This window comes from Marinicella gelatinilytica (assembly GCF_026410405.1).
GTDB classification, from domain to species: domain Bacteria; phylum Pseudomonadota; class Gammaproteobacteria; order Xanthomonadales; family Marinicellaceae; genus Marinicella; species Marinicella gelatinilytica.
Genome location: NZ_JAPMLN010000009.1, coordinates 54,603 through 68,511, shown reverse-complemented (window position 1 = coordinate 68,511; position 13,909 = coordinate 54,603). Strand labels below are relative to the sequence as shown.

Annotated in this window: 13 protein-coding genes; 4 read left to right on the top strand and 9 right to left on the bottom strand. The window is 41.9% G+C overall.

Annotated elements, in window-relative coordinates:
• Positions 1-2: 2 nt before the first annotated feature.
• From OS173_RS07510 to OS173_RS07495, 4 genes are read right to left on the bottom strand one after another with little or no spacing between them, the layout of a single operon-like run.
• Positions 3-1,322, bottom strand: a complete 1,320-nt coding sequence (locus OS173_RS07510; RefSeq protein ID WP_267183656.1) for an SAM-dependent methyltransferase — start codon at positions 1,320-1,322, stop codon at positions 3-5.
• Positions 1,323-1,327: 5 nt separating this feature from the next.
• Positions 1,328-2,104 (bottom strand): DUF1365 domain-containing protein, encoded by a 777-nt coding sequence (locus tag OS173_RS07505; protein WP_267183655.1) that lies wholly within the window; start codon positions 2,102-2,104, stop codon positions 1,328-1,330.
• A 4-nt stretch (positions 2,105-2,108) separates the two neighbouring features.
• Positions 2,109-3,353 carry an NAD(P)/FAD-dependent oxidoreductase gene (locus OS173_RS07500; RefSeq protein WP_267183654.1) on the bottom strand — a complete coding sequence of 415 codons (1,245 nt, stop codon included), beginning with the start codon at positions 3,351-3,353 and terminating at the stop codon, positions 2,109-2,111.
• Positions 3,350-4,267, bottom strand: a complete 918-nt coding sequence (locus OS173_RS07495) for an acyl-CoA desaturase (protein ID WP_267183653.1) — start codon at positions 4,265-4,267, stop codon at positions 3,350-3,352. Before OS173_RS07495 ends, OS173_RS07500 begins: the two co-directional genes overlap by 4 nt.
• Before the next feature lie 133 nt (positions 4,268-4,400).
• Here OS173_RS07495 and OS173_RS07490 point away from each other — a divergent pair, with 133 nt between their 5' ends.
• Positions 4,401-4,955 (top strand): nuclear transport factor 2 family protein, encoded by a 555-nt coding sequence (locus tag OS173_RS07490; RefSeq protein ID WP_267183652.1) that lies wholly within the window; start codon positions 4,401-4,403, stop codon positions 4,953-4,955.
• 5 nt (positions 4,956-4,960) lie between these two features.
• Positions 4,961-5,509, top strand: coding sequence for a chalcone isomerase family protein (locus OS173_RS07485; protein WP_267183651.1), 549 nt, complete (start codon positions 4,961-4,963; stop codon positions 5,507-5,509).
• Between the two features lie 84 nt (positions 5,510-5,593).
• On the opposite strand, the gene OS173_RS07480 is transcribed toward OS173_RS07485, so the two are convergent.
• The 3 genes from OS173_RS07480 to OS173_RS07470 form a co-directional block, all read right to left on the bottom strand.
• On the bottom strand, positions 5,594-6,217 hold the full coding sequence (locus OS173_RS07480) for a hypothetical protein (RefSeq protein WP_267183650.1): 624 nt from the start codon (positions 6,215-6,217) through the stop codon (positions 5,594-5,596).
• 180 nt (positions 6,218-6,397) lie between these two features.
• Positions 6,398-7,744, bottom strand: coding sequence for a hypothetical protein (locus OS173_RS07475; protein ID WP_267183649.1), 1,347 nt, complete (start codon positions 7,742-7,744; stop codon positions 6,398-6,400).
• Positions 7,745-7,776: 32 nt separating this feature from the next.
• Positions 7,777-8,718, bottom strand: coding sequence for a DUF523 and DUF1722 domain-containing protein (locus OS173_RS07470; RefSeq protein WP_267183648.1), 942 nt, complete (start codon positions 8,716-8,718; stop codon positions 7,777-7,779).
• A gap of 167 nt (positions 8,719-8,885) precedes the next feature.
• On the opposite strand from OS173_RS07470, the gene clpS reads away from it, so the two are divergent.
• Positions 8,886-9,206, top strand: a complete 321-nt coding sequence (gene clpS / locus OS173_RS07465; RefSeq protein ID WP_267183647.1) for an ATP-dependent Clp protease adapter ClpS — start codon at positions 8,886-8,888, stop codon at positions 9,204-9,206.
• Positions 9,207-11,477 (top strand): ATP-dependent Clp protease ATP-binding subunit ClpA, encoded by a 2,271-nt coding sequence (gene clpA, locus OS173_RS07460; RefSeq protein ID WP_267183646.1) that lies wholly within the window; start codon positions 9,207-9,209, stop codon positions 11,475-11,477.
• A gap of 232 nt (positions 11,478-11,709) precedes the next feature.
• Here clpA and infA read toward each other — a convergent pair whose 3' ends face one another.
• Both infA and OS173_RS07450 read right to left on the bottom strand, forming a co-directional pair.
• Positions 11,710-11,928: a translation initiation factor IF-1 gene (gene infA, locus OS173_RS07455; RefSeq protein ID WP_267183645.1), complete on the bottom strand. Its 219-nt coding sequence runs from the start codon at positions 11,926-11,928 to the stop codon at positions 11,710-11,712.
• 83 nt (positions 11,929-12,011) lie between these two features.
• Positions 12,012-13,880 (bottom strand): hypothetical protein, encoded by a 1,869-nt coding sequence (locus OS173_RS07450; protein WP_267183644.1) that lies wholly within the window; start codon positions 13,878-13,880, stop codon positions 12,012-12,014.
• Between the last annotated feature and the right edge of the window lie 29 nt (positions 13,881-13,909).

Genomic DNA, 13,909 nt, shown 5'->3' with positions numbered 1-13,909 from the left:
GGTTAGACTAGGCTTTTACGCCACATGGGTCGTTGGTTGCCCGGTTTAGCCAATAACAGATGCACGTCGCTGATGGCCCGTTCAATAAAACCACCCTCGCAGTAACAGAAATAAAACCGCCACATGCGACGAAATTCACGGTCGTATCCCAACGATTCTAATTCTATAGTTTGCTCATTAAAACGTTGACGCCAATCGGCCAAAGTCCGGGCATAACTGTCACCAATGTCTTCTAAATTAACCAATTTCAATTGGCTGTGATCGCCGGCAGTGCCGACCAATGTACTCACTGAAGGAATAAAGCTGCCCGGGAAAATATGCTTCTTGATGAAATCAACTGATTTTAAGGCCTGTTGATAACGACTGTCTTCAATGGTGATGGCTTGAATCAGCGCCAAACCATCTTCTTTCAATAAGGCATCACATTGTTTTAAATAAGTGGCCAAATACTGATGCCCCACCGCTTCCACCATTTCTATCGACACTAATTTATCAAACTGACCCGATAAATCACGGTAGTCTTTTTTCAAAACAGTAACGCGATCTGTCAGACCTGATTGCTTAACCAGGTCCTCTGCGTAACGATACTGCTGTTCAGAAATGGTGGTGGTGGTGACGTGGCATCCGTAATGCTGGGCTGCATACACCGCAAAACCGCCCCAGCCGGTACCTATTTCAATGACCCGATCATTGGCCGATAATTGCAATTTTTCACATATAATTTTGAGCTTTCTGGTGGCCGCTGTTTCTAAATCATCATTGACATGGTTATAAATGGCTGAAGAATACATCATGCGTTCGTCCAAAAACAGACGGAACAAATCGTTGCCTAAATCATAATGTTCAGCAATATTCTGACGGCTACCTTGCGGTGAATTTTTTTGAAAATAATGGCCCACCTTAAGCAGGGCATTTTTAATGCGGGCACTGCCGTTTTCAATGCTGTCTAACCAATCCCGGTTACGCACAAAAACCCGAATTAACCGTGTTAATTCATCACAATCCCAATCACCACGTTGATAAGATTCAGCCGCACCAACACTACCCTGTAAAGCCAAAGCACTGTAAAAATGATCATCATGAACGTGAAGACTGACCTGCAAATCAGACATCTCATCACCAAAATTATATTGTTCATCGCCATCGATGATGATCAGATGCGCGTGTTGTAAGTCTTTTAGATGATTCAATAATTGTTTTTTTAACCATCGGGTTAAACGGCCACGCTGGGGACGCTGATGTGCAACCGTGCGCAACGGCTTTTCGACTGTTTGATTTCGGTAATTGCTGTCAGTATTTATTTTAAAATTTGGCTGATTCATGGTTGTTAACTGTTTGGATGGTTATAAAAAGGTATTTTTTTAAGCCACAATCGGGCTGCTTGATAATAAATATTGAGCCACATTTTCCAGGCTTGTGCGGGTCGTCTGACCGTTAAAGATAGGCCCGCTTTGGTGTCAGAAGCACACCATAATGTTTGCATACCAACATACATGATGGAATCACCGTCTTTAGATAACTTCATATGCACATCCACACCTTCTGCGTTGACTTTAAAACGCCATTGGTAGTGAATATCCATGGGTACAAACGGTGAAATATGAAAAGTTTTATCAAAACTAAAATCGTATGTATCGGCTTTGCTGGTTTTATCCTGTTGCCGACAATCATGAAAATACAGTTGCTTATCACCCCATGGGGTGTTGTTAATTTCAGAAACGATAAATGTCAGTTGATCTTGTTGGTAACAAAAATAAAAACTGACCGAATTAAAACCGACGTTAATAAAACGTGGATGCGTCATAAGCAGAACATGACCGTTAAAGACTTCACCCGTTTGTTGCTGAAGATACTCATTTAATTTAATAGAAATGGATCGCTTGTCTTTGACCACATAATCACGGTCGCAGAGACCATAAATATTAAAACCATTGTGACTGCGAAACAAGGATTGTTGACACCAACTGTTCAGATCATCTATGGCCACTAGATGCCAGTACATGCGGTCTGTAAAACGGTGTTCCTTTGGACTATAACGGTGATGTACCACATGCCCCGATAAATAACCGGGCTGCAACATGGTTTGTTTACTTGAGCTTCGCATGTCATTATTTAACATACTGTTCCTGCACTAATTTTGCCACCTCAACCCCACTTTGCGCGCCATCTTCATGAAATCCCCAGCCTAAATAGGCACCGCAGTAAAAACTGTTGTTGTGACCTTGCAAAGCCTGTATCTGTTTTTGTTTAACCGGTGTTTGACGGTCATAAACCGGATGACGGTAGGTTTTACTGAGTAAACACAACTCAGGATTAATACGTTGTGTTTGGTTTAGACTGACGATTACCGGGGATTGAACCGGTAAGTTTTGCAGTTTATTGAGGTAATAATTCACCTGACAACCAGCAGCGGCTTCGCCATAATAATTAACCGACCAACTGGCCCAGGCCTTTTTATTGCGTGGCAATATACGACCATCTGTGTGTAAATCCATTTGATTTTCAACATAGCGGATACCGCCCAAAGCCTCAGCTTCCAGTAAGCTAGGTTGGTCAAGTAAATTTAATGTATCATCCACGTGAGTGGCAAAAATTACGGCTTGGAAACGTTCTTTGCCTTCATCTGTGGTTACGATAACACCTTGATCATCGCGCCAAACAGAATGTACCGGCTGGTTGCGGTAAACCGATCCTTGCAAGTGATTTTCAATGGCTTTTACATAGTTTTGTGAACCGCCTGAAATGGTTCGCCATTGGGGTCGGCCGGTTAATTGCAACATATTATGGTTAGCCATAAATCGCAATAAATAATAAATGGGATAGTCTTTAACCGTTTCAAAATCACCGGACCATAAAGCACTGACCATCGGCATCATGTGTTCATAAATAAAATATTCAGAATATTTCTCAGTCAGCAAATAATCATAAATACCCACATCCACTTCATCGGCAAGAAGTTTAGGGGCTTTGCGGTAAAAACGTATAATGTCATAAATCATGCGGTAAAAAGCACCACTAACAAAGTTTTTTTTATCACAAAATAGACCGCCCACACTGGTGGCGTTATATTCTAATCCGGTGACTCGGTTGGAAACGGCGAAACTCATGTCCGAGGCTTCAGTATCAACGTCATAACGGTTAAGCATGTCTTTAAAATGATGATATCGGGATTCGTTATAGACCAAAAAACCGGTGTCCACAGTTATTGTCTGACCGTCAACCTCAATGTCATGGCTATCGGCATGCCCTCCTAAGTTTGGCGATGCCTCGAATAAACTGTAATCCACAAGGCCATTAAGCTTATCAGCGGCCATTAAGCCCGAAATACCACCACCAATAATGGCCACTCTCACGACACCACCTCACTCAATCTTTTCTTATTCAACAATACTTCGTTGGGGGTTTTCAAATCCCAAATCAAACCGACTTTAGACATTAACCACAAACCATAATAGCTGATATCAATTTGCCACCAGCGAAACCCCTGGCGCACTGACCCGGGACAGCAATGATGGTTATTGTGCCATCCCTCACCAAGGGTTAGCAGAGCCAAAATGAAGTTATTACGGCTGTTATCACCGGTATCAAATTCACGACTACCAAACACATGCGCCAGTGAATTGATGGCATAGGTTACATGTGCCAACAGCACTGTAGAAACCACATAACCCCATAAAACAAGTTGCCAGCCACCGGTCTTTAAGGCAGGATACAAAGTAGCTAAAACCTCACCAAGAACATAAAGCAGAACCATGTAGACTAAGGGAAAAATAATGTCATAGCGATCGATAAACCGCAGTTCAGGGTATTGACTCAAATCTTTGATGTATTTTTCTTGGGTGGTGAAGTTTTTAGATTGCAAGAACCACCCCATGTGGCTGTGCCAGAATCCATGCTTTGGGCTGTGACTGTCTTGATCCGTATCGGCATGAATGTGATGATGACGATGATGGGCTGCCCACCATAAAGGTCCACGCTGAGTGGCCGTGGCACCTAAACCAGCAAAAACAGCCTGCGTAACTCGCCCGGTTTTAAAAGATTTGTGAGAGAAATATCGGTGATAAAAAGCGGTAATGGCAAACATCCTGACAAAATAGGATAAACCACAAACCAATAATGCGAAACCGGTAAAAGGCACAAAGAATACCAACAAACAGGCCAAGTGCAAAAACACAAAAGGCAAGATTCGTGACCACGCAATTCCCGCGTCTTGTGAAGACACTTGATTTTGTTGATTATCAAACCATTGTAGCCACAATTTTTTCATTCAAATGAATATTTTTAAAAACTCTATTTTAAGTCTAGAAGGTGAAAACTATGTGAAGCCAAGAATCTCGGTTTTCACAGGGACTCGACACAGCCAACGGTATGATGGATGTTTCTAAAAATGAGTTATTCTTGTGATTAAAGCTATAATAATTTTAGCACTGATTTTCTTAGTGCTCTATGCCTGCACCCGCTCCTCGGGATATAAGTCCGATCACAGTTTCCATGCTTATTTTGATGCCTTAGCGCAACAGTCCGTAACGCATCAGGCCGATGCCAAAGAGCAAATGCAGCGAATCTTTGCGGACATGTCTAAAGGAGCCACAGCCGATAATATCCGCACAGTGTATGCCGAAAAACTTTACTTTAATGACACATTTAAGGTCATCACTCATCGTGATGAACTCATTCAATATTTAACTTCGACCACTGAAAATGCGGACTCCAAAGTTGACATTCTGGAGGTCATTAAAAGTGACAGTGATTATTACGTTCGCTGGCGCATGCACATGACATTTACTGCCGTCGGCAAAGACATCAGTTCAGAATCAGTGGGTATCAGTCAGCTCCGTTTTAATGAACAGGGTCAAATCACATTTCAGCACGACTTTTGGAACAGTGCCGAAGCGTTTTATGAGCATTTGCCTTTCATTGGTCGTTTTTTAATCAAAATTAAACAAAGACTCTAAAATCGATGAGTTCGAAAACAATTACACTGGTATCATTTTTATTTGTCTGTTTTGCTACGCACGCCACTGAGCCCAACAGTCAGTCCAAAGAAATAGTGGCTTATACACAGCAATGGCAACAGTGCGGCCACCATCTGGTGCGCAAAGGTCTCATCTTCAAAATAGTGGATGTGGACTGGTTCACGGATAATTGCCAAGACAATCAAAACATTCTGACAGCTTCACCGGTACTGCTGCGCTTCAGGTATTTTAGAACGATAAAACGTGATTTTTTCATCAGCAGTGCCACCGAATATTTTTTACGCAACCTCAAAATAGAAAACCAATCCGCCATAAAGGGTGCTGTCAACGAATTTAATAAAGCCTACCAAGATGTCCAAGACGGTGACATATACGACCTTGTGATTATTCACGAAAACAGTCTAAAACTGTTCAAAAACAGCGAGTTGCTTGAAAACACAAACAATGCATTTATCTTAAATAACTATTTGAGAATCTGGTTTGGCTCAGATCCGGTGCTACCGGCACTAAAACAAGCTTTTGATGAAAAATAACTTATTGATATCACCACCAACCCCGACAGGCTATGTGTCGGGATCCATGGCTTTTTAGTTAGTTCTAAAATCTGAATACTGTGCTTAACGCAGTTTTTTCATTAATTCATGGGTGATTGATTTGATAAAATCATTGATGACGTTATCACTATCATCTCTTTTAAATGTAGCGGTGTCAGCAGACCATACAATGTTTTCTGTCTTGGCAGAAAACAGCCTGGCATTAATTTTCACGTCCGCTTTAATTTTCACTTGCTCAGGATTGTAAATGTTAATCACCTCATATTCCTGAAAAACAGCCTTCAAGCCATGATTCAACGGTGTTTTAATCACTTCAGGTCGACCGGGTTTAATCTTGCTGTCATATTCAATCGATACCAACTTTGTGACAAGCACTGCATCGGCGCCGATTTCATCAACCAATGATTTAACAGATTTCTCACTGATATCATCACCGTGTGTTCGATTTGCCTGGAAACTTGTGGCTTTTAAACCATTTTGATTGATGGCATTAGCCAGCTTATTTTCAAACCGAATACTTTCCGCCTTATTCTTATTACCTATCGACAAAACCACGATATGGTTTATTTCATGGTGATTGGAGAGGTCATCATAGGTTGTTTTTGTCACCGTTTTTTTACCACACCCGCTTAACAGAAGCAGAAACAACAGAAGCAAAAAGTAACGATTTAATTTTATTTTTTTCATGGCATTAAACTTGGGTGAATTAAAATTATCCGATAAAAATCGGCTGTATAATAAAGTAGAGTTTACGTTAAAAATTAACCAGTTTCAAAACTAATCGCAACCACTAAAATAATGTGACAGCACTTATAAAGTGTTAACGGCCAACATTAAGCCGGATTGCGAATTAAATAAACAACTATTTTAAAAACCATTCCCAAAAATAAGGTCGGTAACAATGCGCTGTGAAGGCGTCATTTCCTGCATAGTCAATGAAGTATTACCACCGGCTTCAACTTTATGCATGACAACACCGATTACCGGCAAACCATAATAGACATAGCGTTCATTGCTATTCGCCGTATCAAAGGCGTCAGCGGTGGCAAAACGGGAGAAATCAAATTCCACCGTTCCTAATTCTGATTGAATGTTGATTAAGCCGTGATACTGATCTAATAAATAAGACATTGTGCTGTAATTGGCATGATTAAAACCCAGTACATTGACACTGCGACACAGTGACGCTACTTGTGGATTAACTTGGGGTTCTAAAACACCATTGTTGTCATAGGTACTAACCGAAACCAGTTCACAGGCGCCCTGGCTTTGGAATTCCTGGGTAAAAGGCGCTCTGTTTGGCTGATAATAATTAACATATTTATTTTTTGTGGGAAAAGTAAGTACAACTTCAGTATCGGTACCGGCATCTTTTATAAACTGATCACTCAATAGAGTTCTCACAAAGGGAGCACTGGCAGCTTTATAGGCTGCTTGCCAGTTATGCTCTTGAGCTTGGCTGTTGATTTCTAATTGATTTCTTAATGTGTTGGCATCCATGAGCAACATATTTCCAGATGACCCATGTAAAAAATCACCGGAATCATGGAAATTATTAATCGCTATGGCTTGGTAGTTCAGATCATCATTAGTAACCATATTTTTGATTACTAATGAGCCAGAGAGGCCACCGGTGGCCGGCTGTATATCAATATTCGGATTCAAGCTCCATTGTCCACCTGCATTCCATGAAGCATCAATAAAACCACAATCATTATCAATTGCACTGGCATGGTCGCCGGTCACTTCACCCATTTCATACACTTGGATAAAGCCGGTCTGGGTCCGCACCAAATTGTTAATTGCCGGATCATTATCTATTTCATATGGATAAAATTTTTGAGGGTTACTTAACCAAGGAGCACAGCCTTGATTAAAGTTGAGTAAATGAGTGGTGGCCTGACCAGAATAAGGCGGTCCAAATGTAGAGGTTGCCGAGACCAATTGACCCGACCATGATTCTAGTGGTGATAAATATATATTGAATGGCAAAACCGGTTGACCATTAAAGCCTTCCCTGAACTCAACTGAGATGGCCTTATATTGATTACTGTTATTTTGAATGGTGATGGTACTGCGTAAATCATTTTGTACAGAATAGTAAGGGAAAATTAAAGCTTGGCCTTGGTCATTATCACTTAATCTAATGGCACCAACTTGTTGAAAAGCAACAAGCGCAACAATACTTAATAATAATTTTGTCAATCGATTCATAGCTCTCTCTTTTTATATTTGGTAAATGTTTCTTAAATGTGGTTCTGCAACCCCAATTCGTTGGGATAGGGCTGTAAATATACTTGCTCTAATAAATAATTTATGTGATGGACTTCAGCATAATGGCGCATCATGGTGAGTGGTGTCATCAGGAAGACTTTTTGCTGTTGATATTGTTCTATGGTTTTAATGATGGAGGCTTTGGCCTCAGTGCTTAGGCTATTTTTAAAAAATCCCAATAAGTGGTAAAGCACATTAACATGGCTTTTTATTTTGGCGGGTTTGGCCAGGCATTGCATGAATAATTGAAAATAGTCCCGTCTAATGCTCTCACCTTCATTGGCTCTGGCCACTAATCGACCCAGTTCACGGTACATCACTTCGGAATGCGCTTGTAGTAAAAATTTATAGCGGCGATGAAATTCCACCAGTGCCCCTGGCGCGTTGTCACTCAGCACTTCTCGCCGCCAGGCATCTGTGGCGAACACCCGAATAATAAAATTCTCACGAAGGTGTACATCATTAAGACGGCCGGCCTCTTCTTTAGGCAATAAAGGCAATTCATCATCAATGACTTTGGCGTAAATACCGGTTTGTGGTTCATTATGGGGCATACCCGTTGGTAAATAAGCTTTCACCCGAAACAAGCCGCAACTGGGTGATTTTTGCATAAATATATAGCCACAAACATCAGCCAGCTCAGGTAGCTTTTGGTGGGCATAGTCTGTTAGTTGATCTGTGTAATCTTGACTGTGGTCACCGACATTTTTTGACCGTACTTGATCACCTTCCATGACCAAACGAATTGGCTCGCGTGGAACACCCATACCAATTTCAACTTCCGGGCAAATGGGTAAGTACTCAAACCACTTGGATAATACTTGGGTACAAAACGGCGCGTGTTTATGACCGCCGTTATAACGTACTTCTTGGCCTAATAAACAGGCGCTAATGGCAACTTTTATTTTTTTCATAAGCACATTTTATCGTGATTATGTGAAAAAAGGATGATAAAACAATGTATTATCAGTTTTTTTAATTTTCACGCGCCTTCATGTAAAATGAACATCTAAGACGATGACTTGAAAAGCGCGTCGACAACCATGATATTATGAGTTAATAATAGTAAACACAACTACCCATGACCAACAAACAAAACAAAACCCAACAAGGCGTTGATCTGCTGGAACAACTGGAATCCCAGATTAACGACCCGAAAATGTACAAAGTAATGCTCATCAATGATGACTTTACACCGATGGATTTCGTCATTGAAGTTCTTCGCAAATTTTTCTACATGGATGAATCTCAAGCCACCAAAATCATGCTGCATGTGCATACCCGAGGACAAGGTATTTGTGGTATTTTTACCCATGAAGTGGCGGAAACCAAAACCACAATAGTCAACGATTATGCTCGCGACCATGAGCATCCGTTGTTATGTGTCAGTGAGGTGGTGTAAATGTTAGACAGTCAGTTAGATCAGAATATCAGCGAAATATACACACTCGCTCGGCAAAAACGCCATGAATTGTTGACCATGGAACATTTAATGCTGGCATTGCTAAAAAACAAACAAGCGCTGCAAGTATTAAAAATGGTCGGTGCAGATTTGCATTTACTGGAACAAGACTTGCAAGTGTTGATTGCCCAGCATGTCAAAATTTTACCTGCGGAAACGGACTTTGAAACCCAACCGACTCTGGCTTTTCGCCGGGTCATACAACGGGCCATTTATTCCGCACAATCGGCTGAAGTCAGTCAAGTGACAGGTGACCGCGTTTTGGTAGCGATGTTTGACGAATCCGATTCTCATGTGGTTTATTTACTGAACAAGCAAGGTGTATCACGCTACGATGTGGTTAGAAGCATTGCTCATGGTGGCTTTGATGAGGTCGAACAGTCTTTAACTGAACAGCAAGACAGTCAGAATGATGACACCGACAAGAAAAAGCCTGATAGTGGCAAAAGCTTTCTTGTTAACTTAAACAAAAAAGCCCAACAAAGTAAAATTGACCCATTAATTGGCCGAGATCAGGAAGTGGAACGTGTCATTCAGGTGTTAATGAGACGTTCTAAAAATAACCCTTTATTGGTGGGTGAGCCCGGTGTCGGAAAAACCGCCATTGCAGAAGGCTTGGCATTAAAAATTGTCAAAGGTGAAGTTCCTGAAGTCATGCAGGATGCACAAGTATTTGCGCTGGACTTAGGTGCATTGTTAGCCGGTACCAAATACCGTGGCGATTTCGAAAAACGCCTTAAATCAGTGATCAAATACATTGCTGATATCGACCACGCCATCATGTTTATAGATGAAATTCACACCATCATCGGTGCCGGTGCGGTCTCGGGCGGCTCCTTGGATGCGTCGAATTTATTAAAACCCGCCTTAAGTAAAGGCAGTTTACGTTGTATCGGCGCCACCACCCAAGACGAGGTACGTACCATTTTTGATCGTGATCGCGCCCTGGCAAGACGTTTTCAAAAAGTCACCATCACTGAACCTTCTGAAACAGAAGCCATTCAAATCTTACGCGGCTTACAACCTTATTATGAAGACTTTCATGAAGTCAGTTATTTAGATGAGGCGGTCACCGCAGCTGTCAAACTATCATCTAAGCACATCAGTGACAAATTCTTACCGGATAAAGCCATTGATGTCATCGATGAAGCCGGTGCCTGGCAGCGTATTCACGGACTGCAACAACAACCTATTTCAGCAGCCGACGCCCGACGGGTGGTGGCATCCATTGCTAAAATTCCGGTGGCCGATTTAAATCAACAAGACACTGACCGCCTTAAATCCATTAAACGAAATTTGAAACATGTGATTTTTGGGCAGGATGAAGCCATTGAAATTTTAGCGGACACCATAAAAATGGCGCGTGCCGGCTTAAATCGTGATCACCGAACGGTCGCCAACTTACTGTTTGCCGGTCCCACAGGAGTTGGCAAAACCGAAGTGGTTCGACAATTAGCCCATCATCTGGGTCTTAAACTGATTCGATTTGATATGTCGGAATACATGGAGCCACATTCGGTTTCCAAATTAATTGGCGCCCCTCCCGGCTACGTGGGCCATGAACAAGGTGGTTTATTGACGGATAAGGTTCATCAAACACCACATGCCATTGTGCTTTTGGATGAAGTTGAAAAAGCCCATCCGGATATCATGAATATTCTTTTACAGGTCATGGACAATGGCAAACTAACCGACTCCAACGGCCGTGAAACCGATTTCCGTCATGTGATGGTGGTCATGACCACCAACGCAGGTGCCACTTTACACAGCCAAAGTAGCTTTGGCTTCTTAGACCAAGATCACAGCAGTGATGCCATGTTGGAAATCAAGCGGGTATTTACCCCCGAATTTAGAAACCGTCTGGATGCCATTGTGCCCTTCCAAAATCTGGAAGCGAGCCACATCGAACGGATTGTCGATAAATTGATGATTGAGTTAGAGCATCTATTAACCGAACCCGGAATAAAATTCCAGCTCAGTGCCAATGCCCGCAGCTGGCTTGTTGCCAAAGGCTACGATCGAGATATGGGTGCCAGACCCATGCAACGTGCCATTGACCAATACCTGAAAAAACCACTGGTGGATGATATCTTGTTTGGGAAGTTAAAAAATGGCGGCTTAGTTAAAGTCGACGTCGATCAAGATAAATTAACATTTAACATTGAAACCGACGTCAAACAACATCACCAACAAGAAGAAAAAGCCGATTGATACATATTTTGCTGCTTAGTAAATGGACCCGCCGAGCCGGTTAGGCCAGGTAAATGAAGTCATGCGGTTTTGCGAAGCAAAGAAGCGTGACGGAATGTCCGTTAAGGCCGTGAGCGAAGCGAATCAGAGGCGAAGTGCGCGAAGACAAAAGACATGTTCGCAGTGGCCGCTTTCACTTTTTACATTTAAATTAATTTATCGAAAAAGTGAATGAAGTCCCAAGAACATTCCTCTATTTGCTGCGGAAGGTGATTCGTCCTTTGCTTAAATCGTAAGGAGTGAGTTCAACTGTAACGGTATCCCCGGTTAATATTCTGATATAGTGCTTGCGCATGCGACCGGAAATATGCGCCACCACTTCATGCCCGTTTTCTAATTCAACACGGAACATGGTGTTCGGTAAAGTATCAATCACTTTACCTTCTAATTCAATTACATCTTCTTTTGCCATATGGTATTTTTTGAGTCTTCAATAAAAAAGAGGGTTATTTTAACAGAATAACGAAATTTTTACAGTGACTTGCTGAACGCTTGTTAATTTTCAAAATTATCAGTAAAAATCAGGTCCGAAAGGGGTGCCAAAGCCGGAACTGTAAAGTTACCATATCCCGACGCACCGGTTAAGGTCACCGAACTCGACACTGGTGCTTGTGACAGGGTGACTGAAAAAGCATAGCCATAACCCCAGCTGATGTCATTGCCGTTAGGTGCAAGCATTTGCAAACTACTACCGACAGGGGTTGTTAACGCCCAATCATTATTAGTTTGATCATCCACGTCGCTAAAATCATATTGACTGACACTGGTACCAGCTTGTAACGGTATAGTCAGCGCTGATATACCCGGATTGAAATCATAATTCTCCACAAAATAATGGTATCGGTATAACCCACCCCCCAAATCAATCACTTTAGTTTTCACAGACAGATGGCCGGCACCGGCTTGTAAAACCCGAAAAGATGAAGTCATCGCAGCTATATCAAAACCGGTATCAGGTACCCAGCGATCAGCGGCAGGACCTTGCGCAAAGGGGCCGGTGTTGGTTAAATATTTATTACTTGGATTATAAGCAACCTGACGACTGCCCATACTGTTATAAATATTGACATCATCACGTACCAAATACCACGCTGATAAAAAATAGTTTGCCTGATTTTCAGTAAAATCACTGACTTTAATGTTCATGCGTTGACTGTCACTGGCAGCGGCGTTTGTCCGTCCACCTGTGCACCCGGGATCAAAAGAAGATCCACAACTGTCCCAAGTGCCCAAAAAAGGATTTATTTCACTGCGCGGTGCTAAATATAAATTATTATCATTACTCAATCTGCCGTAGGTATCACGACAACCCGGCCATAAAATATTATTGTTATCACAGTCTATATCGCAATCTTGGTTAGTGGTATAAAAAGCATGTTTTAGCGCAGAAGCCCCTATTTGTGTAAAACGGCCATTTTTTTGTTTGTATAAATTCCACATCAAATAAGGATGCTGGTCATTATTATGCGGCGGAAATGAACCGGTAAAAACACGATACCATGGGACATCGGCATCACCAATATTCTGCAAACGTGCCGTTGGAATAATAATACGCCGAGTGTTGTCACCATTAACAGCTCGGCTTTCTCCTGTTAACGCAATTAACATAACATCGGCGTGACTTTGAGCAGACGGCCACACCGGTCTTGAATTACATTGAGGCGGCAAACCCTTTAGGCTTGCGTTGAGTTCATTTTGACTGACATTGTTAATCATTTGCACAGAACCCACCACTTGACCGGTCAGGTCGGATTTGTTAAGACGATCTGCCAACCATTGACTTAAACGAACATCCACATGTTGGTATCTTAAAACGCTGTTTCCCTGCTCCCAGACTGTGTGGATATTATCCAAATGAAACAAGATGTCTTCACCATCAATTATATCCAACACCGCCATATCTCCGGCTTTGGGCGAACGTTTAGCATGGGCAATGCGTAAATCATTAAAGTCCAGGGACATACCCTGATGGCGAAACTTAATAGAACCTTCAATAAACAATTGACCGGACTGTACCCCTTCAAAAATCCCAAAGGGTAAAAACAACTGCAAGCCACCAACATGTTTAATGATGAAATGACCTGTTTGGTATTGACCACCTAAAAACTGATCATAATCAAGCAGACGTGTGGCAGCGTCCTCATGTCTTGTGGGCATCTCAATCTCATCGACAAAATCTTGTTCAAGTTTTAACCGCAGCTCACCACCAACCGCATATCCATAACGGTTAATTTGCCCTTGGTATTGAGGCTTGTCCAAAAGTTCTTGCACCCACGGTGCCACATTTTTGGGTATTTCATTACTGGCAAACGCCATTGCTATACTAAATAGCAGAATTAATAAGACATATTGTTTTTTAACCACACACATAGCATGATTATAAACGCTTTACC

Coding starts and splice junctions, on each gene's coding strand:
- OS173_RS07510 (WP_267183656.1), bottom strand. CDS start 1,322: ATGAATCAGCCAAATTTTAAAATAAATACTGACAGCAATTACCGAAAT.
- clpA (WP_267183646.1), top strand. CDS start 9,207: ATGTTAGACAGTCAGTTAGATCAGAATATCAGCGAAATATACACACTC.
- OS173_RS07505 (WP_267183655.1), bottom strand. CDS start 2,104: ATGCGAAGCTCAAGTAAACAAACCATGTTGCAGCCCGGTTATTTATCG.
- infA (WP_267183645.1), bottom strand. CDS start 11,928: ATGGCAAAAGAAGATGTAATTGAATTAGAAGGTAAAGTGATTGATACT.
- OS173_RS07495 (WP_267183653.1), bottom strand. CDS start 4,267: ATGAAAAAATTGTGGCTACAATGGTTTGATAATCAACAAAATCAAGTG.
- OS173_RS07480 (WP_267183650.1), bottom strand. CDS start 6,217: ATGAAAAAAATAAAATTAAATCGTTACTTTTTGCTTCTGTTGTTTCTG.
- clpS (WP_267183647.1), top strand. CDS start 8,886: ATGACCAACAAACAAAACAAAACCCAACAAGGCGTTGATCTGCTGGAA.
- OS173_RS07470 (WP_267183648.1), bottom strand. CDS start 8,718: ATGAAAAAAATAAAAGTTGCCATTAGCGCCTGTTTATTAGGCCAAGAA.
- OS173_RS07485 (WP_267183651.1), top strand. CDS start 4,961: ATGAGTTCGAAAACAATTACACTGGTATCATTTTTATTTGTCTGTTTT.
- OS173_RS07475 (WP_267183649.1), bottom strand. CDS start 7,744: ATGAATCGATTGACAAAATTATTATTAAGTATTGTTGCGCTTGTTGCT.